General features: G+C 59.8%; 22 protein-coding genes and 1 pseudogene. 11 read left to right on the top strand and 12 right to left on the bottom strand.

Annotated elements, in window-relative coordinates:
• Positions 1 to 1,011 carry a DUF2914 domain-containing protein gene (locus BUQ81_RS07680; RefSeq protein WP_074201791.1) on the bottom strand — a complete coding sequence of 337 codons (1,011 nt, stop codon included), beginning with the start codon at positions 1,009 to 1,011 and terminating at the stop codon, positions 1 to 3.
• Positions 1,008 to 2,282: a signal recognition particle-docking protein FtsY gene (gene ftsY, locus BUQ81_RS07675; RefSeq protein WP_074201790.1), complete on the bottom strand. Its 1,275-nt coding sequence runs from the start codon at positions 2,280 to 2,282 to the stop codon at positions 1,008 to 1,010. The genes BUQ81_RS07680 and ftsY overlap by 4 nt, the downstream gene beginning before the upstream one ends.
• A 251-nt stretch (positions 2,283 to 2,533) precedes the next feature.
• Here ftsY and BUQ81_RS07670 point away from each other — a divergent pair, with 251 nt between their 5' ends.
• The 9 genes from BUQ81_RS07670 to folM all read left to right on the top strand — a co-directional run bounded on the left by BUQ81_RS07670 (position 2,534) and on the right by folM (position 9,250).
• Positions 2,534 to 3,895, top strand: coding sequence for a M16 family metallopeptidase (locus BUQ81_RS07670; protein ID WP_234947399.1), 1,362 nt, complete (start codon positions 2,534 to 2,536; stop codon positions 3,893 to 3,895).
• 8 nt (positions 3,896 to 3,903) lie between these two features.
• Positions 3,904 to 5,211 (top strand): M16 family metallopeptidase, encoded by a 1,308-nt coding sequence (locus BUQ81_RS07665; RefSeq protein ID WP_074201842.1) that lies wholly within the window; start codon positions 3,904 to 3,906, stop codon positions 5,209 to 5,211.
• Entirely contained in the window at positions 5,212 to 6,246 is a 1,035-nt protein-coding gene (locus tag BUQ81_RS07660) for a nuclease-related domain-containing DEAD/DEAH box helicase (protein ID WP_074201788.1), read from the top strand.
• Positions 6,247 to 6,375: 129 nt separating this feature from the next.
• A complete protein-coding gene (locus tag BUQ81_RS08735; RefSeq protein WP_159432277.1) occupies positions 6,376 to 6,528 on the top strand; it encodes a hypothetical protein in 153 nt (50 codons plus the stop codon).
• Between the two features lie 340 nt (positions 6,529 to 6,868).
• Entirely contained in the window at positions 6,869 to 7,036 is a 168-nt protein-coding gene (locus tag BUQ81_RS08730) for a hypothetical protein (RefSeq protein ID WP_159432276.1), read from the top strand.
• The gene (rsmD, locus tag BUQ81_RS07655) at positions 7,036 to 7,626 is read left to right on the top strand and encodes a 16S rRNA (guanine(966)-N(2))-methyltransferase RsmD (RefSeq protein WP_074201787.1); all 591 of its coding nucleotides are present in this window, start codon (positions 7,036 to 7,038) and stop codon (positions 7,624 to 7,626) included. Before BUQ81_RS08730 ends, rsmD begins: the two co-directional genes overlap by 1 nt.
• The gene (coaD, locus tag BUQ81_RS07650; RefSeq protein ID WP_074201786.1) at positions 7,623 to 8,099 is read left to right on the top strand and encodes a pantetheine-phosphate adenylyltransferase; all 477 of its coding nucleotides are present in this window, start codon (positions 7,623 to 7,625) and stop codon (positions 8,097 to 8,099) included. The genes rsmD and coaD overlap by 4 nt, the downstream gene beginning before the upstream one ends.
• The gene (locus BUQ81_RS07645) at positions 8,099 to 8,497 is read left to right on the top strand and encodes a gamma-glutamylcyclotransferase family protein (protein ID WP_074201785.1); all 399 of its coding nucleotides are present in this window, start codon (positions 8,099 to 8,101) and stop codon (positions 8,495 to 8,497) included. The genes coaD and BUQ81_RS07645 overlap by 1 nt, the downstream gene beginning before the upstream one ends.
• 33 nt (positions 8,498 to 8,530) lie before the next feature.
• On the top strand, positions 8,531 to 9,250 hold the full coding sequence (gene folM, locus BUQ81_RS07640) for a dihydromonapterin reductase (RefSeq protein ID WP_074201784.1): 720 nt from the start codon (positions 8,531 to 8,533) through the stop codon (positions 9,248 to 9,250).
• 182 nt (positions 9,251 to 9,432) lie between these two features.
• Here folM and BUQ81_RS07635 read toward each other — a convergent pair whose 3' ends face one another.
• From BUQ81_RS07635 to BUQ81_RS07625, 3 genes are all read right to left on the bottom strand, one after another.
• On the bottom strand, positions 9,433 to 9,996 hold the full coding sequence (locus BUQ81_RS07635) for an HdeD family acid-resistance protein (RefSeq protein WP_074201783.1): 564 nt from the start codon (positions 9,994 to 9,996) through the stop codon (positions 9,433 to 9,435).
• 305 nt (positions 9,997 to 10,301) lie between these two features.
• Positions 10,302 to 11,678 (bottom strand): NAD-dependent succinate-semialdehyde dehydrogenase, encoded by a 1,377-nt coding sequence (locus BUQ81_RS07630; protein WP_074201782.1) that lies wholly within the window; start codon positions 11,676 to 11,678, stop codon positions 10,302 to 10,304.
• A gap of 9 nt (positions 11,679 to 11,687) precedes the next feature.
• On the bottom strand, positions 11,688 to 13,022 hold the full coding sequence (locus tag BUQ81_RS07625; protein WP_074201781.1) for a dihydroorotase: 1,335 nt from the start codon (positions 13,020 to 13,022) through the stop codon (positions 11,688 to 11,690).
• 131 nt (positions 13,023 to 13,153) lie between these two features.
• Between BUQ81_RS07625 and BUQ81_RS07620 the strand changes: the two genes are divergently transcribed.
• On the top strand, positions 13,154 to 15,145 hold the full coding sequence (locus tag BUQ81_RS07620; RefSeq protein ID WP_084188306.1) for a putative bifunctional diguanylate cyclase/phosphodiesterase: 1,992 nt from the start codon (positions 13,154 to 13,156) through the stop codon (positions 15,143 to 15,145).
• Positions 15,127 to 15,408 carry a membrane protein insertion efficiency factor YidD gene (gene yidD / locus BUQ81_RS07615; protein WP_074201779.1) on the top strand — a complete coding sequence of 94 codons (282 nt, stop codon included), beginning with the start codon at positions 15,127 to 15,129 and terminating at the stop codon, positions 15,406 to 15,408. Before BUQ81_RS07620 ends, yidD begins: the two co-directional genes overlap by 19 nt.
• A 102-nt stretch (positions 15,409 to 15,510) precedes the next feature.
• On the opposite strand, the gene folE2 is transcribed toward yidD, so the two are convergent.
• The 7 genes and pseudogenes from folE2 to BUQ81_RS07585 all read right to left on the bottom strand — a co-directional run bounded on the left by folE2 (position 15,511) and on the right by BUQ81_RS07585 (position 21,439).
• Positions 15,511 to 16,461, bottom strand: coding sequence for a GTP cyclohydrolase FolE2 (folE2, locus tag BUQ81_RS07610; RefSeq protein ID WP_074201778.1), 951 nt, complete (start codon positions 16,459 to 16,461; stop codon positions 15,511 to 15,513).
• 74 nt (positions 16,462 to 16,535) lie between these two features.
• Positions 16,536 to 16,889, bottom strand: coding sequence for a CZB domain-containing protein (locus tag BUQ81_RS09025; RefSeq protein WP_234947409.1), 354 nt, complete (start codon positions 16,887 to 16,889; stop codon positions 16,536 to 16,538).
• 114 nt (positions 16,890 to 17,003) lie between these two features.
• Positions 17,004 to 17,420: pseudogene (locus BUQ81_RS09020) on the bottom strand (methyl-accepting chemotaxis protein); the annotation flags it as partial.
• 611 nt (positions 17,421 to 18,031) lie between these two features.
• Positions 18,032 to 18,580 (bottom strand): PAS domain-containing protein, encoded by a 549-nt coding sequence (locus BUQ81_RS07600; protein ID WP_074201776.1) that lies wholly within the window; start codon positions 18,578 to 18,580, stop codon positions 18,032 to 18,034.
• A 12-nt stretch (positions 18,581 to 18,592) separates the two neighbouring features.
• Positions 18,593 to 19,774 (bottom strand): methyl-accepting chemotaxis protein, encoded by a 1,182-nt coding sequence (locus tag BUQ81_RS08930; RefSeq protein WP_084188305.1) that lies wholly within the window; start codon positions 19,772 to 19,774, stop codon positions 18,593 to 18,595.
• Positions 19,775 to 19,817: 43 nt separating this feature from the next.
• Entirely contained in the window at positions 19,818 to 20,786 is a 969-nt protein-coding gene (locus BUQ81_RS07590; RefSeq protein WP_074201774.1) for a CobW family GTP-binding protein, read from the bottom strand.
• Positions 20,783 to 21,439: a metal-dependent transcriptional regulator gene (locus tag BUQ81_RS07585; RefSeq protein WP_074201773.1), complete on the bottom strand. Its 657-nt coding sequence runs from the start codon at positions 21,437 to 21,439 to the stop codon at positions 20,783 to 20,785. The genes BUQ81_RS07590 and BUQ81_RS07585 overlap by 4 nt, the downstream gene beginning before the upstream one ends.
• Positions 21,440 to 21,508: the final 69 nt, after the last annotated feature.

Below are 21,508 nucleotides of genomic sequence, written 5' to 3'. Positions count from 1 at the left end.
TTAATGGGTCTGACCGTAGATAAAGAATTTCCGTGCAATGACCTGTCCTTTTTCATCGGTAACATCGATATGCCAGCGGCCTTGCCATGCCGGGCTCATACGCTTGGACGACCAGGTGCGGTAGCGGTCGCTGCCAATGGGCAGGGTGATGTCAGCCATCAGGGTGTCGCCATAATACCAGCGGTGGTGCAGCGAATGGCCTGCGCCATTGGCCACCTCGGTAAAGAAATAGAGCTGGCGCACCGAGCGTGGAATGGACTCGCCAAGCAATTCGCCAGGCTCCCGATTTTGAATGGTGCGTGCAAGCGAGCTGCGTGCAATCCTGATGGCATGGTCGACTACGGGGGGCAGCGTTTCTGGGCGGGTGGGTCTGGCAGCAATACGCTGCTTGGCGCGCGCTTCTTCATCCAGCAGGCCCGTATCCTGTGGAGCGGGCATTTCCGTTTCAGAAGATGAGAGAGCTGCGGCCGTTTGCGGCGGTTGCCCTTCAGCCTGCTTTTCAGGCTGCACCACAGGCGACTCATTAGTTGAAGCGGACCTTGCCTGTATGCCGGCATTATCCGACTGAAGGCTCAGCGAAGAGGGGTCCCCGACTTTTTCAGATGAACTTTTTTCCGCGGCCGGTTCCTCGGTGGGTTTGGCAGGCTCTGGGGCCGTCTTAATGGCATTTTGCGCCATTGGCCCCTCTTTTGAGGCATTGGCAACGGCCTGAACCGAATCAGGCCGCTTGTCCGCCTGAATCTGCTGGATCATGAGCCAGGCGGTGCCCACGCCGGCCAGCGCGGCGAAGAACAGCCAGATGATGCGCTTGCGCGGAGTCAGGCCGTCGCCTCGGGGCGGGGTCAGTTCTGCCTGCGCCTGCTCGTAGCCCTGCATGAAATAGTCGCGCAGCCACGGCTGGGCGCGCACAGTGACGGGCATTTCGTTGAGCGGCTTGCCCTGCTTGCCAAAGCGGTAGCCCTTTTTGAAGGCCCAGATGGCCTCGGCGCTGTCGGTATGCGGCAGCCTCATTGGTCGCTGGCAGTTTCCCGGTCAAACAGGGCGGCGACGAAGGCCTCGGCATCGAAAGGCTGCAGGTCGTCGATGCCTTCGCCCACACCGATATAGCGAATGGGGATGCCGAACTTGTCGGCCAGTGCAATGACGATACCACCCTTGGCGGTGCCGTCCAACTTGGTGAGCGTCAAACCGGTCAGGCCGACGGCGTCGTTGAAGATCTTGGTCTGGTTCATGGCGTTCTGGCCGGTGCTGGCGTCGATCACCAGCATGACTTCATGCGGTGCCCTTTCATCCAGCTTGGCCATGACGCGCTTGACCTTTTTCAGCTCTTCCATCAGGTTGGACTGGGTGTGCAGTCGCCCCGCGGTATCGGCAATGAGCACATCCATGCCGCGGGCCTGAGCGGCCTGTAGCGCATCGAAGATAACGGCGGCGCTGTCGGCACCGGTCTGCTGAGCGATGACCGGCACATTGTTGCGCTCGCCCCAGGTCTGCAACTGCTCCACTGCGGCGGCACGGAAGGTGTCGCCGGCGGCAAGCATGACTTTCTTGCCGTCTGCCTGCAGTTTTTTCGCCAGCTTGCCGATGGTGGTTGTTTTGCCGACGCCATTGACGCCCACCATGAGGATGACGAAGGGCTTGTCGCTGGCGGGGATTTCCAGCGGCTGGGCTACCGGCTTGAGGATGTCCAGCAGCTGCTGGCGCAGGGCGTTGAGCAGGGCCTCGGGGTCCTTCAACTCCCTGCACGATACCTGCTTGGTCAGTGCCTGAATGATGCGATCCGTGGCGTCAATGCCCACATCTGCGGAGAGCAGGATCATTTCGATCTCTTCCAGCAGCTCGTCGTCGATCTGCTTGCGCCCAGCAATCAGGCTGCCGAGGGCATCGGCCAGACCGCGCCGGGTTTTGCTCAGGCGCTCGCGCAGGCGGGCAAAAAAGCCGCCCCTGGGTTTTTCGCGCACGGGTTCGGCAGAGGACGCGGTGGTTTCTTCAGCAGCCGTCGCAGGTGTGTCTGGACGTTCGGCCAATGCGTGTGTTTCGATGGGGACGGTCGCAGGCGTGGGTGGTTCGGTTGGTTCGAGCGGTGCTGGCTCGGCATGCGGTGCCGAGGCGGGTTGCTCCTCCGCCACCGCCCCAGCCTGCGCGGCAGAGGCTGTTTCAGCAGTTTCCTCCGGCGCAGGCCTATCGGATTCAGCAGGCGTTTCATCCTGCTGCACAGGCTGTTCTGCAGGCGATTCTTCTTCGGCGTGCGTTTTCTTTTTGCGCTTGAATAGTCCAAACATAATGACTTCACTTGAATATCACATTACCCGTATTATAAAGGCACCTGCGCAAAACCTCTGGATACGCTCACGTCTGCAATCCAAAGGGACAGAGCGACTCTGGCTCAAGGCGGTGTTGTGGCTCGCTTACATGGAATGACCATGCTGCGCTCACCACGCTTTGCCTTGAGCCAGAATCGCCACTGTCGTGACCGTTCAGAGGCTTTGCGCAGGTGCCTAAACGTCCATTATTAAACGAAACCGGGATGCCCATGAAACGTCTTGCCTTTCTGTTGCTGTTCATGCTGGCCCTGCAGCCGGCGTGGGCGAAGATCTACAAAACACAGCTGGAGAACGGCCTGACGGTGCTGGTCAAGCCGGATCACCGTGCACCCGTGGTCGCACACATGGTGTGGTATCGCGTGGGTTCCAATTACGAGCCCAACGGCATTACCGGCATCAGCCACATGCTGGAACACATGATGTTCAAGGGCACCGAAACACTGGGGCCGGGCGAGTTTTCCCGCCGCGTGTCGCGCATGGGGGGGCGGGAGAACGCCTTTACCAGCCGTGACTACACCGCCTATTTCCAGATCGTCGGCAAGCAGCATCTGAATGATGTGATGGCATTGGAAGCCGACCGCATGCGCCATTTGAAGCTGGACGATAAAGAGTTTCAGAAGGAACGGCAGGTGGTGATGGAGGAGCGACGCTGGCGCGTGGAGGATCAGCCGCCAGCCAAGCTGTTCGAGCTGTTTAATGCGGCCGCGTTCGTCAACAGCCCGCCCCATCATCCTGTTATCGGGTGGATGACCGATATTGAACACTACACCATTGATGACCTGCGACAGTGGTATCAACGCTGGTATGCGCCCAACAATGCCATTCTCGTGGTGGTGGGCGACGTAACGCCCGAACAGGTGGTCTCGTTGGCGAAAAAGCACTACGGCCCGCTCAAGCCGGAAACCATCGTGCCGCCCAAGCCGCAGAAGGAGATCGGGCAGAGCGGCGTCCGCACGATGGAGATGAAAGGGCCGGTAAAAGTGCCGCAGCTCCTCATGGGCTTTCATGTGCCCTCGCTGGTAACGGCGAAGGATAAGAAAGAGGCCTGGGCGCTGGAGCTGGCAGCAGCCATTCTGGATGGCGACAGCAGTTCGCGCCTGAGCACGGAGCTGGTGCGCGGCAAGCAGCTGGCGGCGGCTGCGGGTGCCGGCTACAACAGTATCAGCAAGTGGGACCCTTTGTTTGTGCTGGAGGGTACGCCGGCGGATGGCGTCAGCATTGAAAAGCTGAAACAGGCATTGCTGGAGCAGGTGGAGCGTCTCAAGACGACGCCCGTCTCCGAGAAGGAACTGGCGCGGGTACTGGCCCAGGTGGAAGCCAGCCGGGTGTACAGCAAAGATTCGGTCATGGGGCAGGCGATGGTGATGGGCATCCTTTCCGCTGTCGGGTTGCCGCCGGATCTGGACGAAAAATGGGCGGACAAGCTGCGCGCGATCACCCCCGCAGACATTCAGGCGGTGGCGAAAAAGTATTTCACCCAAGACAACCTGACGGTGGGCATCCTCTACCCCAACGGTGAGGCACCGAAAAAGGCGGCAATGCCGGCAGCCATGGGAGGACACCTGCGATGAAAGCGATCATGCGTGTAATGACGGGCCTGCTGTTGCTGGCCTGGCTGGCAACGGGCTGGACGGCGCCCAAAATTGAAACCTGGCACACCGCCAACGGCGCGAAGGTGCTCTATGTGCATACCCCCGATCTGCCCATGGTGGATATCGAAGTCACTTTTGATGCCGGTTCGGCCCGGGACGGCAAGGCATGGGGGCTGGCTGCCATAACCAATGCGCTGCTGGATGCCGGCACGAAAGGGCACGATGAAAACGCCATTGCCGAGGGCTTCAACGCGCTGGGCGCACAGTTCGGCACCAGTGCCGACCGGGACATGGCCTCACTCACGCTGCGCACCCTGGCACGCCAGCCCATCATGGACGAGGCGGTAGCGCTGTTTACCGAAGTGCTCAGCCAGCCTGCCTTTCCGGAGGGTCCCTTTGTGCGCGTCAAACGCAATACGCTGACGGCGCTGAAGGAGGAGGAAATGAAACCCTCCACGTTGGCCGCACGCGCCTTCTGGAAAGCGCTTTACGGTGATCACCCCTACGCTCATCCCGTCAGCGGCCTGCCGGAGACGGTGAAAGGGCTGCAACTGGAGCAGGTGCGCGCCTTTTACAAGCGCTACTATGTGGCCAAAAACGGCCTGATCAGCATCGTCGGTGCCGTTGATCGCAAGCAGGCCGAAGCGTTGGCCGAGCGCATTATGGGTGCCCTGCCTGCCGGTAAAAAAGCCGCGCCGCTGCCTGCACCCAAGCCACTGGACAAGGCCGTGGACATCGAAAAACCATTTCAGTCCACCCAGACCTACTACTACCTGGGTCAGCTGGGCATCAAGCGCGGCGATGCGGACTATTACGCCCTGTTTCTCGGCAACCATCTGCTCGGTGGCGCCGGTTTCGGCAGCCTGCTGATGGAAGAGGTGCGCGAAAAACGCGGGCTGGTGTACAGCGTATACAGCTACTTCCTGCCGTTGAAACAGCCGGGCCCGTGGTTGGTGAGTCTATCCACCAAAAATGCCACTGCATACGAGGCTGACAAGGTGGTGCGCCAGACGCTGAAGGCCTTCATGCAGCACATCGACCCCGACAAGCTGCAGGCCATCAAGGACAATCTGCTCGGCGGCTGGCCGCTGCGCTTCGATAGCAACGCCAAGATCCTCGGCTATATCAACATGATCGGCTTTTACGATCTGCCGCTGGATTATCTGGAGCGCTTCCCCAGGGAGATCGAGCGCCTCACTGCTGATGATGTGTTGGCAGCCTGGCGACGTCACATCCATCCCGACCGCCTCGTCAAGGTCATGGTGGGTGGATTCAAGGCGTCCAAGGCGCAGTAAATGGCCACCGAAAACGCCTTTCCCAGTCTGGGGACCGTTCAGGCGCGCATGACGGCGGGCGAGCGCCGTCTGTATCAGCAGCTGCAGAAAAAACTTCTGCCCGATGACTGGTTCTGGTACGACCAGCCCATGAAGCAGAGGGGCGCATGGGCCGACTTCGTCATTCTCAGTCCGGAACAGGGCATTCTGCTGCTAGAGGTGAAGGACTGGAAGGCGGAAACCATCCTCTCTGCCGATCCGGAAAACTTTGAAATTCAGACGCCCCAGGGCCCCAAGCGGGTGGCCAATCCCCGGCAGCAGGCATGGCGCAACCTGCTGGCGCTGGTGCAACGGCTGCAAAAGGATCCTGTGCTTGTACAGAAGGACGGTGCCTATCGAGGCAATCTCGCCTTCAATTATGCCCACGGTGTTGTTTTTCCAAACTTGACACGCAAGCGTTTCGAGGCGCTGGGACTGGATGGCGTGATGCCAGCCGAACAGGTGCTCTGCGCCGACGAAATGACAGGTAGTATTGACGCAGGCGCTTTCCGTCAGCGTCTGTGGGGAATGTGTGAATACCGCTTTCAGCGTCCCTTGTCACCCGCGATGGTGGATCGTGTGCGCTGGCATCTTTTTCCTGAAGTCCGGGTCGGTCAGCAGACGCAGTTGTTCGATGATGTGGAAGCGCTGCCGTTGGATGAACAGATCCGCCTGCTGGATCGGAAACAGGAACGACTGGCCCGCTCGCTGGGGGATGGTCATCGGGTCATTCATGGGGTATCAGGCTCCGGCAAGACACTGGTGCTGATGACGCGCGCCCGCCTGCTGGCCCAGGCCGGCGTCAAGCCTGTTGCGCTGGTCTGCTTCAACCGCACGCTGGCCAAGGTATTGCGTGATCGGGTTGCGGATGACTCAGGCGCAATTGAGGTGCTCCACTACCATGGCTGGGTGCGCCAGCGATTGGAACAAACGCTTGAAGCGCTGCAAGCGCGCGAGCCGCGGATGCTGGAGTACAAAATTCAGCAGGGATCCTCGTTGGAGTGTGTCAGTGCGTAAGGTGCTGCTGTGCGTATCGGGTCTGTCGCCGCAGGTGGTGACGGAAACGGTCTAGGCGCTGGCACACCAGCCCGCCCCCTCGTTGCCGGATGGAATCTGGTTGCTGACCACACGCTTGAGCGCGACGGCATGACACATGCCTTTGTGCGTGATCGCAAGAACCGCATCAAGAGTGCGTTGGTGGAAGCGCTGGGCGTGGCAGGGAAGCAGTATGCCATTTCCAGTGTGGGTCGCGGCCTGCAGGGGCTGGTCATACCGGGGGAGTTATTCCATTTTGTTTAGGCACCAGCGCAACATCTCTGAATGGGCTTGCGTTGCAGGTGCATGACAGCCGATACAAGATGCGCGTTGCAGGGTTTGGCGTGTTCAAATCCCGGATGTGCAACGCAGTCGATGCTGTCATTTTGTCGCAACCCGGAGGTATCAGGTGATTTTGACGCAATGCAGTGTTATACCAGGTGGTGAAATGACCGTTTGGTGCGTCCTTGAACCAAAATTGCCACTGTCGCGACCGTGCAGAGGTTTTGCGGATGGGCCTTTGGACGTTGGGAGGCGTGATGGTTTGGATCCGTCCTGCCCCACAGTGAATCCGGCAACGGGGCTGCCCATGGCGGATTGCAGCATGGATGTGGCTGGCAATTCCTATGGTACTGGCGAGAATAGGCTGCATAGCGGCGTAAGTGATGCGCTGTTTTCTGACACGTTTTCAGACAGCTTTGGTGATACATGGAGTGACCCCTTTGATGACTGGGCCCACACCGATGATATGTTTGGCCGCTGGGATGATTGATGGCAGGTCATAAGGGAAAGGGGCGTATCCGCATTGTCGGCGGCGAGTGGGCGCGGCGGCAGCTGCCGGTGATCGATGCGCCGGGGCTGCGGCCCACATCGGACCGCATGCGCGAGACGCTGTTCAACTGGCTGCAGTTTGACCTGCCGGGGGCACGGGTGCTGGATGCCTTTGCCGGGACGGGCGCGCTCGGCCTTGAGGCCCTGTCCCGCGGCGCGGAGGCGGCGGTGTTTCTGGAGCGCTCGGGCAAGGTGGCGCGGCAGCTGGCGGCGAATCTGAATACGCTGGGTGCTGCAGCACGGGGGCAGGTTGTTAACACGGATGCATTGCGCTGGCTGCGGCAGCCGGCTGCGCACGTCTTTGATATTGTGTTTATCGATCCGCCGTTTGATGCCGCCCTGCAGCAGGTCGCGCTGGATGCGCTGGAGGAAAATGGCTGGCTGGCACCGGGTGCGCGGGTGTATGTGGAGCAGCCCAGGGGGCAGGCATTGCCGCAGGTTCCGCCAGACTGGGCGCTGCACCGCGATAAAATAGCCGGTGAGGTGCGCTATCTGCTCTATCACCTGCCCACAACGGACACCGACGCATGACTATTACCGCCGTCTATCCCGGAACCTTCGACCCCATTACCAACGGCCACACTGATCTGGTGGCCCGCGCCGGCCGCCTGTTCGACCACATTATCGTGGCCGTGGCGGATAACCCGAAAAAGCAGCCGCTGTTCACGTTGGATGAGCGCATTGCATTGGCCAGTGCGGTGTTTGCAGAGATGCCGAACGTGAGCGTGTGTGGCTTCTCGGGCCTGCTGGTGGATTTCGTGCATGAAAAACAGGCGCAGGTTATTCTGCGCGGGCTGCGGGCGGTGTCGGACTTTGAGTATGAATTCCAGTTGGCCACCATGAACCGCCGGTTGGCCCCGGAAGTGGAAACCGTCTATCTCACGCCGGCGGAGCAGAACACCTTTATCAGCTCTTCGCTGGTGCGCGAAATCGCGCTGCTGGGCGGCGATGTCAGTCAGTTCGTGCACCCTGCGGTGGCGGAGGCGCTGCAGCGCAAGCGCTGATGGGACGGGTGTTCGTCTATGGCAGCCTGATGCGGGGTGGCGAGGGTCATTATCTGCTGGCGCGGGCGCGCTATCTGGGGGAGGCGCGCACCTGTGAGCCCTATTTTCTGCACACGGGCTGGCGCTGGCCGCTATTGATCGATGAAGCGCCGGATGCGCTCAAGGCGTCCATCTGCGGTGAATTGTATGGTGTGTCGCAGACATTGCTGCGCCAGCTGGACGCCTTCGAAGACGAAGGCACACTGTATGCACGTAGGCAGATTAGGGTGTGCACAAAAATGGGCGAACAGGCCGCCTGGTGCTGGTTTGCTCGCGATAAACGGCTGATTGCCGCCGCCTTGCGCACCCCCAGGCCCGCTTGGGCGGCAGATCGCCGCTGTCAGAAATTTCGCGTTTGAAAAAAGTCGGGGACCCCCCCCTCTGGAGAAGCCATGTCGCACGTGCGTAATGCCATTTTGATCACCGGTGCGGGCCAGCGCATCGGTCTGCATCTGGCCGAACGTTTTCTGGATGAAGGCCATCCGGTGCTGTTTACCTACCGCACGCCGCGGCCCAGTGTTGCAGCGCTGGAAGCAAAGGGTGCCCATGGCCTGCTGGTGGATCTGGCGGAAGCGGATGCCAGCCAGAAGGTGGTAGGCTTTGTGGCCGAGCATGCGTTGTCTCTGCGCTGCGTGATTCACAATGCCTCGGTGTGGCTCAAGGATGTGGAGCTGCGCAACAGCCCGCAGAATCTGGCGGCGCTGATGCGGCTGCACCTGCAGGTGCCCTATGAGCTCAATATCCTGCTGGAGCCGTGGCTGCGCGCCAGCGATGCCGAACTGAAGGACATTATCTCCATTTCCGACTTCAATACTGCCCGCGGTTCGGATCAGCATGCCTTCTATCTGGCCACCAAGGCCGGGTTGCAGAACCTGACCAAGTCCTTTGCCAAGAAGTATGCGCCCGAAATCAAGGTCAACGACATTGCGCCGGCGCTGATCCTGTTCAACGAAGACGACAGCGAAGAATATCGTGCGCAGCGCCTGAAAAAATCCCTGCTGCAGATCGAGCCGGGGCCCGAAGTGGTATGGCAGACGGTGAAATTCATCATGGAAAACCGCTATCTCACCGCCACATCCATTCCTCTCGACGGCGGGCGCAGTGTGGTATAAAGAAGGCGGACAGCTGTCCATCGTTCAGGCAACAGGGAGGGGATGTCATGAACTTCGCATGGATGGGGCTTGGAGCGGCTGCGCAGGCGATCGCCCAGACGCACCACCGTTTCATCTGGTCGGGCAAACAAAAAGCGCACCCGTGGGTGCGCTATTTATGAAAGAGCCAACGGAGCATAAGCTTATTCGATTTCCACCTTATGCTTTTTCTTCAGCTCCCAGCCGACGCGGGTAAATACGGCGCCGTCCAGAAACAGGCTGATGCCCACAATCACGCCGAGGAAAACGCCCGATGTTTCCGGCCAGCCATAAGCCGCCAGCAGGGCCAGCACAAAGGTGACGATGCCGTTGAACACCATCCAGCCCCAGCCTTTCATGGGATAAATCTGCCTGGCCAGCGCGAAGTTGATGGCGGCATCCATGATGAAATAGAGCGCCAGCAGCAGGGTCAGTGTGGCAATACCTGCCGTCGGAAAGACGAACAGCAGAATGCCTACCGCCAGCAGTAGGATGGGCTTGAGCCAGCTGGACAGGTCCTTATAGGGGGTAATCCAGGTGAGATAGCCCATGAACACGGCGGCCAGAATCAGCAGCCAGGCGAGAAAGTAGTTGATGGTCAGCGCCAGAAACTCTGGCAGGAAAATCCCGATCGCACCGACGATCAGCAGGGCGATGCCCAGCCAGAAGGTCTGCTTGCCCAGCTTTTCCGCCACCGGTTCGGGGCCGATTTCAAAATAGATACTCATGGTGTCACCTCCTCATTGAAAAAATGTCGCTGTGATTTTCATGGCCCCGATTCAGGGGTTTTCAAGTGATGCAGGCACTTTCGCACGCCACTGAATGGTCGCGACAGTAGCGAGTTTGTCCCAGGGCAGGGTGTGACGAGCGCAGCATGGTCATCCCATGCACGCGAGCCGCAACGTCCCATGGGCGCAAAAGCGCCCTGCCCCATGGGGTTGCGGCACGATGGCGCAACTGCGCAGTAGATCACCTGAACTTGAGTCCGTTTACGCCTGTGGTTCGGGTTTTGCCTGCGGTAACGAAAGCGTATTTACTTTATCCACAGGGTCTTGATGTTCACAAACTCACGGATGCCATATACGCTCAGTTCGCGCCCATAGCCGGAGTCCTTGATGCCGCCAAAGGGCAGGCGCGGGTCGGACCTGACCATGTCGTTGACAAAAGCGCAGCCGCACTGCATGCCGCGGGCGATGGCCTCGCCAGTGGCGATGTCCGTCGTCCACACGGAGCCACCCAGCCCAAAGCGGGTGGCATTGGCTAGCCCCAGCGCATGAGAGGGTTCGGTGTAAGTTGTGACCGTTGCCACCGGGCCGAACAGTTCTTCCTGAAACGCCGGGTTGCTGGTGGTGACATTGGTCAACAGCGTGGGCGCATAGTAGGCGCCGGGGCGATCCAGTGTCTGGCCGCCGGTTTCCACCGTGGCACCATAATCCTGAGCGCGGATCACCTGGTTGTGCAGCTCCTCCATCAGGTCGCGGCGTGCCATGGGGCCGAGGGTGGTGGCAGGGTCCATGGGATCGCCGGGCACAAAGTAGTCTTCAATGGCGACCTTGAAGCGCGCCACAAATTCATCGTGCATGGTTTTATCCACCAGAAAGCGCTTGGCCGCAATGCAGCTTTGCCCCATGTTGATAAAGCGGGCCTTGAGCGCCATGGGGACCACTTCGTCCAGATCAGCATCGGGCAGGATCACAAAGGGGTCGGAGCCGCCCAGCTCTAGCACAGTCTTTTTCAGTTCACGTCCGGCGATGCTGGCCACGGCGCGGCCGGCGGGTTCCGAGCCGGTGAGCGTCACGCCGCGCACGTCGGGATGACAGATGGCGCGTTCCACCTGCGCGGAGGTGATCATCAGGCTCTGGAACAGGTCTTCGGGGAAGCCGGCTTCCTTGAACAGTCCTTCGATGGCCAGCGCACACAGGGGCACATTGCTGGCGTGCTTGAGCACGACGCCGTTGCCGGCCACCAGTGCCGGCGCTGCGGCGCGGAATACCTGCCAGTAGGGGAAGTTCCACGGCATGACAGCGAGGATGACGCCCAGCGGCTGATAGACCACCAGTGAGCGAGTGGCTTCCGTTTCCACCACCTCGTCCGCCAGCATGGCGGGGGCCTGATCAGCATAGAAGTCGCACACCCAGGCGCACTTTTCCACTTCGGCTTCGGCCTCGCCGATGCGCTTGCCCATTTCCCGCGTGGCCAGTTCGGCCAGTTCGCGCTTTTTGACGCGCAGCAGTTCTGCGACATTGCGCAGCAGTTCACATCGGGTTTCAAGGGGTGTCTGCTGCGCCCAGTCGCGTTGTGCGTAGCCGGCGTAGCGCAGCGCCGTGTCCAGCTTGTCGTCATCCCAGACGGGGATGCGGGCGTTTTCTTCCTCGGTGGCGGGGTTGATGGAAATGAATTCCTGAGCCATGACCTACTCCTATCGGTTGAATTCTAGCCGCTTGCCCGGTGTGAAGTCGCTGAAGGCGCCTTCCCAGTACTTCAGTTCGCCATTGACCAGTGTGCCGACAATGGTGCTCTTGAAGGTGTGTCCTTCCCACGGCGACCAGCCGCACTTGTAGAGCGCCTTGTCGCGGGTGTCGGTTTCGGGTCGGTTGAGGTCCACCAGCACCAGATCGGCCCAGTAGCCTTCGCGGATATAGCCGCGGTCCCTGATTTGGAAGCGTTCGGCCACGGCGTGGCTGGTCTTTTCAACGATCAGTTCCAGCGGGAACACGCCCTGATGGTACAGATCCAGCAGCGCCTGCAGGCTGCGCTGCACCTGCGGCAGGCCGGCGGGCGCCTTGAAGTAGGGCTGCGCCTTTTCCTCGAGCGTGTGCGGGGCGTGGTCGGTGGCGATCACATCGATGCGCCCGTCGATGACGGCCTGGCGGATGGCGTCGCGGTCGGCGCAGCTTTTGATCGCGGGGTTGCACTTGATCAGGCTGCCCTTGGCGTCATAGTCCTCGTCGCCGCAGAACCACAGATGATGCGTGCAGGCTTCACTGGTAATCTGCTTGCCGGTGACGGGGCCGGGCTCGAACAGATTTAGCTCCTCGGCGGTGGTGATGTGCAGGATATGCAGCTGCGCGCCGGTCTCTTTCGCCAGCGCCACGGCGTGGGAGGAGGATTTGTAGCAGGCTTCTCGGCAGCGGATCTCCGGGTGGGCGCTGAAGGGGACGTCGTCGCCATAGCGTTGCCGATACTCTGCCTCTCGGGCCTGAATCATGGGTGTATCTTCGCAGTGGGTAGCGATGAGCACCGGGCTGTGGGTAAAAACCTGCCGCAATGCTTCGTCGCGATCCACCAGCATGTTGCCGGTGGAGCTGCCCATGAAGATTTTTACCCCGCACGCCTGTTTGGGATCGAGGCGCTTGATTTCTTCGATATTGTCATTGGTGGCGCCCAGATAGAAGCTGTAGTTGGCCCAGCTAACTTCGGCAGCGCGGGCGTGTTTGGCTTCGAGCGCTTCCAGCGTGACCGTGGGTGGATTGACATTGGGCATTTCCATGAAGGTGGTGGTGCCGCCGGCAACCGCCGCGCGCGATTCAGATGCGATGTCGGCTTTATGGGTGAGGCCCGGTTCACGGAAATGCACCTGATCATCGATCATGCCGGGCAGCAGGGTCAGGCCTTCGGCGTCAATGGTGCGGGTGGCGCGGATGTCGATGGTGGGTGCGATTTTTTCGATGCGGCCATTGCGAATCAGTACGTCGGCTTGGGTTTGCGCCCCTTCGTTGACGAGGGTGGCGTTTTTGATGAGAAAGGTGTTCATGGTGTGTCTCGTTATCGTTAGTGTGTCATTTTTCTATTATGCCCACAAATCATGGGTGAGGCGGATTTGTATATTTTGATTTTCGGCCCTGTGTGATAAGGTTTGATGCATCACATTTTTTGGGAGTTCTGATGAAGACACCCATGAAAAAATACCAGCGGCTGGTGTATGCCATGCTGGTGCTCTTTTTTGTCGGTACGGTGCTGTTTAATGTGTTCTGGCAGCGATGGGCCGGGATGCATGTATCGGACTATCACTTTTCGTGGGGACAGCTTGCTCTCGTCGTTGCGGTAGCGCTGGCAATTGTCGTCTGGCTGACCGCACTTTATCGGCGCACATTGCGCATGGAGCGTGATCTGGCACTGGAAAATGCGCACCTGACAGCACTGGCGCAGTCGGTGCCGCTTGCGCTGGTCGAGGTGGATCGGGCTGGTCACGTGGTGCGTTTCAATGGGGCGGCCGAGCAGCTGTTTGATGTCATCAGCGAGAACGTCTGTGGTCAGACCATCGATGCCATTGCCGACTTTGAGCTGGATGAGGAAAGTCAGGGTGGCGTGCTGCAGGCGCTGGGGGTGAACTTTGATCAACCGGGTCAGCAGGTCTGTGCACGGCTCGAGGCGGTGTTGAAAAGCGGCCGCGAGGTCAAGCTGGATGTGGATGTCACCGTGGTGGAAGTGCCAGCTACCCAGGGAGAGGGGACGCGTCCGCTTGCGCTGGTGGTCTTTCGTGACGTCACCGAGGAGGAAAAAACGCGTAAGCACATCATGCACCTGGCCTACTATGATCAGCTGACCCATTTGCTGAACCGAAATGGTCTGTTTGAGCGGGTGCGGCGACTGGCCTCGCAAATAAAAGAGAATGATGCACTGGCTCTGATCCTGATTGATGTGCGCCGTTTCCGCGAAACCAACGATTTTCTGGGGCAGGAGGGGGGCGATGAACTGCTTAAAATTATCGCACAGCGGCTGCGTGGAACCGTGCGCAGTCGGAATGTGAACCTGCTCGCACGCACGGGACCAAACGAGTTTGCCATATTGCTGTGGCTGCCGCGCATTGCTGGTGAACATGACAGGCAGATCAGTCTGGTGGAGCGGATTTGTCAGCGTGTTCACGAGCGTCTGAAGCAACCCTACGAGATCGAAGGCAAGTGCGAGCAGATTAGCGTCAATTTCAGCATGGGCGCGAGTCTGGAGAATGGTGGCGCAGCCATTGAGCAGCTGCATCGGCAGGCCGATTTGGCCCTGGCTGCAGCCAAGCGGGATGAGGAAAACCTGTGCCACTTCTTCGATGAGAGCATGGAAACGCGCCTCATGCGCACCAAATTGATCGAACATGCGCTGCACGAGGCATTGGCGCAGAATCAGTTTTTCCTGGTCTATCAGCCGCAGTTTAGCGCACAGACGGGTGCGCTGGTGGGGTGTGAAGCGCTGATTCGCTGGATTCATCCCGAGGAAGGCTTTATTCCGCCCGACGAGTTTATCAGTGTGGCCGAGCATGTCGGGCTGATCAGTGCCATCGGCGAGTGGGTCATTGATGAGTCCATTCGCCAACTGGTGCGCTGGCGAGAAATGCCAGTTCTCAAGAATATCCGCATTGCCATTAATCTCAGCAGTGTGCAGCTGGAGGACAAAACACTGCTGGATCGCCTTCAACGGAAGCTGAAGCAGGCTGGCGTTGCGCCCGACCTGCTCGAGCTGGAATTGACCGAGCGCGTGGTGATGACCGATGCGGCCGAAAACGTATCGCGCTTCCAGGCTATTCGCGCCCATGGGTTCGATCTGGCGGTGGATGACTTCGGTACCGGTTACTCGTCGCTGGCCTATCTGCAGAAGTTCCCCCTGTCGGTGCTGAAGGTCGACAAGCAGTTCGTGGATCCTATTCCGGATGACGAAGGCGCCTGCGCCATCGCCAACGCCATTGTTTCGCTGGCGCACAGTCTTGACATGAAAGTCGTGGCCGAAGGTGTAGAGACGGGTGAACAGGTGCACTGGCTGTACCGCGCTGGCTACGACCTGTTACAGGGCTATTACCTGGGCCGCCCCATGAAGGCGGAGGACTTCCAACAGTGGGCGCTTACCGACTATCCTGTTATCGTGGCGAAAGTATGGGGCCATCCGAGCTGATCCGCAAGGTCACCACCTGGCCGGTCATCCTGCTGGTCCGTGGCTATCAGCTGTTTATCAGCCCGCTGCTGGGGCCGCGCTGCCGTTTTTATCCCACCTGTTCCAGTTACACCATCGAGGCGCTGCGGCGGCATGGATTGATTTGCGGCGGCTGGCTGGCCATCAGACGCATCGGCCGCTGTCATCCGGGCAGCGAGGGGGGTGTGGATCCCGTGCCGTCCTGCGGCTGCCACTGCGACGAGAAGCATCAGGAGCCTGAGTAATAGGGGGGGTCCCCGACTTTTTTAAGAAGCAATTTCTTCGCGGGTGGAAAGGATTGGCCCCTGAACGGTTGTAAGGGCATAAAACGATGGATCAGGCGTGTTTTAGCGCTTGCAGACCAGTTCGGGATCGTCTGAATAGCCCCCGGGCACGCCCTTGGTGACCACGGCCACGGCGTCGTGGGGGTGCAGGCTTTCGTAGTGGTTGACGCGTGCCCAGAAGTCGGCGAAATGGCTCTCCGCCGCATTCAGCGCGGCCTGCAGGCGGCGCGCAGCATCTTCGCAGAACATGAGATTGGCGGCGTTCAGACGGGCGAACTCCTGCTCATCCTCGCGCTTGACAGCAGCCTGTACCGGCGTCTGCAGCGCCCCTTCAATCAGGCTGATCAGTGCGGAAATATCGATTTCCTGCCCGGGTTGCAGGCGTACGCGGATCTGGGCGATGGAGCGCTGGCTGTGCGGGGTGGCATTGACGCCTTCGGGGGTGGCCAGCCAGGCTAGCGCTTCGTCCAGCGCCACCGATTCCTGTCCGGCGAAGCGTTCGGCAAAGTGTTCCATGATCAGCTGGCGGGACAGTGCGGCGGAGCAGGGGCAGGTGGATGAGTAGGGAATTTCAACCCCCAGTTCGCACATAAAGCCGCCCGGACCGAGCTGGGCACGGATTTCGGCCGGGTAGTGCTTCCAGCCGCTATTGTCGCTGAGCAGCGAGGCGCGGCGCTCGTAGTAGTCGAAGCGAAACGCCACATGCGCGCGGTCGCTGAGTCCCGCATGCGAGTCGATAAAGTCGGCCAGCAGTCCCTGTAGCCGCTCGACACTGACAGCCCCCCCCAGCGAGAACTGATCCAGTCGCAGATAGAGGCGCGACATGTGGATGCCCTTGCTGTTGGGATCGATCAGATTGACGAACGCGTCAGCCAGTGTGGGTACGCGTACAGGCTGATCTTCACCGTCCAGCACTTCGATGGGCAGCTCGATCTGGCTCATGCCGACCCAGTTGAGGCGACCCCGGGTTTCGGACTGGGCTTCACAGGCGACGTCAGGCAGGGGCTTTTTCATGGAATTTAACCACCAAGTTTCGTAAAGAATCGCATTTTAGCAGATTCGTGCCTGCCTATTGATCACCCCCATTTTCATGCATTTTTTGGCGGGTTTTCGCTGTGGCGCTGCTGCAGCAGCGCGTCGATCAGCTGGATTACATGATGGCTGGCTTCCTGCGCCTCACGCATGGCGGTGATGATGCTTTCCAGCGCGTGGTCATCGTGCATCCAGTCCTCGCGGGCGGCCTCCAGGGCCCGGTGCACGCCGGTATGCACCTGCGCATGCCAGGGCTCCAGTTCGCGATAGGCGGGCAGATCTGCAAAGCGTTTCTTGCCATAGCCTTCGTAATACCACTTGCCGAGACGGCAGTTGTGATGGTCCACGAACACGGCTTTCGCTTCGTCACTGTCGGCGCCTTTTTCTGTGGCGATAAAGGCGCGCTGCATGTAGATGATGTGATCCAGCTTGACCAGTGCGCCGAATAGCCAGTCTTCTCCCTTGCGCAGAGCGTCGGCGATCTGCTCCGAACTTTTTGCCAGCTGCGCGAACTGCTGCTCGAAACGGGCGATTTCCTCATGAATGGCCGCGCTCTGTTCACGCATCTGCTGGGTGCTGGTAACCATTTCATTGATGCGCCCCTGCAGGGAGTCAATGATCTGTTGGATGTCTTCGGTGGCGTGGGCGGTGCGCTCTGCCAGCTGACGCACTTCGTCGGCGACGACGGCAAAGCCGCGGCCGTGTTCGCCCGCACGGGCCGCTTCGATGGAGGCGTTAAGCGCAAGAAGATTGGTCTGCTCGGCAATATCCTTGATGACATTGACCGTTTCACCGATGGAGGCGCTGGCCCGATCGAGCTGTTCAGCATCGGCGCCCATGGCGTCCATCTGCTGATGGAATGTTTCCACGGTGGCGGTGATGCCGGCGACCACCTTGCGGCTGGCAGAAGCCTGCTGGCGATTGGCTTCGGAGACGGTCATGACTTCTTCCAGCTGATTGTTGACCTGGACGACGGATTGCTGATTGGCCAGCAGCGAGGGCACCAGATTGGTGATATTGAGGTGATGCAGTTCGCCCATGAGGCGGTTGCGCTGCGCAAACTCGTGCGACTGGTGCATGGCCTCAATGCCGGCGTCAATATTGCCCAGTGTCATGCGCCAGTTGGCCGGGAAGCCCTGCTGAATGGGCTTGCGAGCGTAGTCGTTGCGGCTGGCGGCGGCAAAGACATTGTCCGCTTCCTTGAGGAAGATTTCCACGATGTCGAAAAAGTCATTCAGATCCCAGATGATTTCGCCCAGTTCGCCGAGACCTTGGGTATCCAGGACGCGGTAGGCGGTATTGCCGGCGAGCGCTTCGTTCAGGCTGGTTTTCACTCCTTCAAGAGCGCGGCCAGCCTGTTTGAAGGTGCGCCAGGTCCAGGCGGAGATGCCCGAAAAGACAAGCAGGGCAATGCCCAGCAGCACGGTAAACAGGTCAGCGCCCTCCATGACGATGTTCGCCACGAGCAACAGGGCGGTAAAAAGAGGGGGGACAGCCAGCAGGACTTGAATCTTGCGGCGCAATAGCGGGATTCGGGCGCTGATGTGCTGTCTCATGCAAACGCCTCCTCACACGCTGGTGCGTGCTGCAGATAGCTCTGAAGGATAAAGTCCCGGTAGCTTGCATAACCTGCCTGGTGGATGGCCGCCATCAGGTGTTTTAGTGCCGCCTCCATGTCCGCCTTGTCGCCGTATCGGCTTTCGATCTGACGCATTTCGGCATACAGCGTTTCAATGGTGGGCTTGAGTGCATCGGGCATGGTGCGTCGTACTGAGTAGTAGCCGATGGGTTTGCCATCCTGATAATCAGTGGTGACATGGGCAAACACCCAATAGTAGTTGCCGGTGCGGGTTCGGTTCTTGACATAGCCAAACCACTCCTCCCCCCGTTTTATGGTGTGCCAGAGGTGATAGAACGCGGCCTTTGGCATGTCAGGATGGCGAATGATGTTATGCGGCTGACCGATCACCATGACATGGGGATAGTCCGCCACCTCCATGAACGTGCGGTTGACGTAGGTGATGATTCCTCGGGGATCGGTCTTGCTGATGATGAAGCGGTCTTCCGGTACAGGGACTTCATGAGGGGTGTGTGTTGTCATTGTGGGCACTCCTTACCGGGTCTTGAAGCTGCGTACCAGCGTTTCGAGAGCCTGTACGAGTTCATACAGCTGAGCACTGGCAGAATGCAGGTCCTGTGCGGCCTTGTCCACGTCTGCAAAAGAGATGTTCAGGGTTTCGATTCGCTGGCTGGCGGTGGCTACCAGTTGATCCTGATGGCGGCTGGCCTCGGCAATTTCGCGGTTGAGCTGGTGCACGCTGTTCACCTCTTGCTCAATGCGCTCGAGCGCCTGCTTGGCTTGCGAGCTTTGCCTGGTGCTCTCCTGTGCCAGTTCGCGGGCGGAAGCGGCACGTGCCTGGGTGCCCCGCGCCTGCTCCTGCACATCGCTGACCATCTGCTGGATTTCACTTACGGAGGTTTCGGTGCGGCTTGCCAGCTCGCGCACTTCATCGGCGACGACGGCAAAGCCGCGACCGTGTTCGCCCGCGCGGGCCGCTTCGATGGCGGCATTCAGCGCCAGCAGGTTGGTTTGTTCGGCGATTTCACGAATCACTTGCAGGATGGTATTCATGGCGTCACTCGCCTGAGTCAGGCGCTCGATGCGCTGGGCGATCTCTTCGGTGCTTTCCGCCAGCGACTGGATCGAGTGCAGGGTGGCCTGGATCTGCTGGCTGCCTTCGCGCGTCAGCTGACGGGCGCGTTCCACGGCATCTCTGGCCCGCTCGCTGCGGATGGTGACGCCCTGGGCCGTTTCCTTGACCTGTTGCATTTCCTGCTGAATGTTTTCGGCCTCGGCGCGTTGCGATAGTACTTCTTCGCAGGATGCGTCGGCCCGTTCACCCAAGTGTTTGGAAACCGAGTCCAGTTGGGTGGCGTTGCTGTTCAGTTGCTGCACGATATCGCGCAGGTTCGCGGTCATGCGGTTGATGCTGTCGATGATTTCTCCGAGGGTATCGGCACTCTGCATGGTGCAGGCGTGACTGACGTCGCGATTGCTCACGGCATCGGCAATTTCGGCGATGCGCTGTAGCTTGCCCAGCAGAATGATGCGCATCATCCAGTAGTTGATCAGCCCGACCATGACACCGGCCACCAGTGCGGCCGCCACAAACCAGCCATACATGCCCGGCTTCCATTCCACGAACAGGCTGGCGAAAAACGGAAAAATAATGCCCATGACCAGCCCGAAGGCCAGATAGGACAGCAGCAGGCGTCTCAGAATGCTAGGGCGCACGGGAATTCACCTTGTCGAATCAAACCATCCGGAAATTAAGCACTTATTGTGCCAGCTTCAGCAGAATCGAGTCTTTGAGGCGGGTTTCAAATGGCTCAATGGCGTCCGCACGATCGAAAAAAACAAGCAGGCGGCTGTCGCGTTGCCAGGCTGTTTCCTGAAGCGACAGGATATTGTCGGCCCATTGCAGACTCTGCCAGCGCTTGCCGGTGCGAATCAGCCCCTTGCCGCGGTGCGGGGCGGTATCGGCAAAGACCTGCCGCAGGGCAGGCCGGGAAAAGACCGCCTCCGGTCCCCAGCGATAGCCGAGGGTAATAAGTCCGTCGCTTTCGCTTCGTTGAGCGTCGATCAGCCCCGGCAGATCGGTTTCGTGGGGCATGAACGACGTGCATTGATGGGGTTTGTGCTGCCAGATGAGCAGCGGCGGCGGGCTGTGGGGTTTCAAAAGGTCATGCAGCTGGCAGTCTGCATGGCTGGCGCGCAGGATTGTTTGCGGCGGACGTGGTTGCTGGCACAGCAGTTGTTCCGCCTGTTGGATTACGTCAGCCGTGGCCAGGTCAATCTTGTTCAGCACGACGAGATCGGCCAGCATGGCCAGATCGCGCATGAGAGCCGACTTTTCCCAGCGTGCCGGTGTGAGCTGTTGCGGGGTCATGACGGCGACAATGGCCTGCAGCTCGAGCGCGGGATGGTGCAGAAACAGATCGGTGATCTCGGCGGGGTGGCTGACGCCGGTGGGTTCGACCAGAATGCGGGTAATACCCGCTTTCAGCAGGGCATCCAGCGCCTGACGCAGGCCGTGCTGGGCGCTGCAGCACACACAGCCGCCGCGCACTTCGACGATTTTATCGGCGCCGGCAACCAGCGTCGCGTCAATGGTGAGTGGGCCAAAGTCATTGATGATAATGCCCCACTTTTCTTCGGACGGCTTCTGTTTCAGCAGGTTTTGCAGCAAAGTGGTCTTGCCGCTGCCGAGCAGGCCGGTAATCAGGTGAACGGGTGTGGTGCTCATTGCACGTGAATGGCCTGCGCCAGTTCCGGCGAGAGGCTGGTTTCGCCGCTGGCGGTGCGTATGGTGATGGGGCCATCAAAGGGCGCGCGTTGCACAATCTGCACCGCTTCGCCGGGGCGGATGCCCTGCTGGGCGAAGTAGCGCAGCTCTTCGGGCGAGCGCTCCACCAGACGCACGATGGTCGCAGGGGTGTTATCGGGCCATTCGCTCAGCGGCGTGCCTGGCTGGTGCGGCACATGGCCATCGGCATCCGGAATCGGCGAGCCGTGAGGGTCGTGGCTGGGACGGCCGAGGACTTCCCACATGCGATCCACCATCTTGTCGGAGACGGCGTGCTCCAGTACCTCGGCCTCTTCATCCACCTCGTCCCAGCGATAGTGCAGGACTTCCTGCAGGAACTGCTCGATGATGCGGTGGCGGCGCACCATGTTGACCGCTTCGCGGCGGCCGCTTTCGGTGAGACGGCTGCCCTGATAGGGGACGTGTTCGACCAGACCGGCGTCCGCCAGTTTCTTGATCATGGCGGTGGCCGATGCCGGCGCGACATGCAGGCGTGCCGCCAGCTCCGAAGTGCTGACCGGCGTATCGTTGTGTTGCAGTTTATAGAGCGCTTTGAGGTAATCCTGAACGCTGCGGCTGTGCATATCGGGCATGGGCAGAAAACTTTTTTCCGTATTTTAGCGACAAGGTTGCTGGTTGAAGGTGTCTAAATTATAATTTAG

The organism is Sulfurivirga caldicuralii (genome assembly GCF_900141795.1).
Taxonomy (GTDB): domain Bacteria; phylum Pseudomonadota; class Gammaproteobacteria; order Thiomicrospirales; family Thiomicrospiraceae; genus Sulfurivirga; species Sulfurivirga caldicuralii.
The sequence above is the reverse complement of the archived record's forward strand: the minus strand, read 5'-3'. Positions and strand labels throughout refer to the sequence as shown.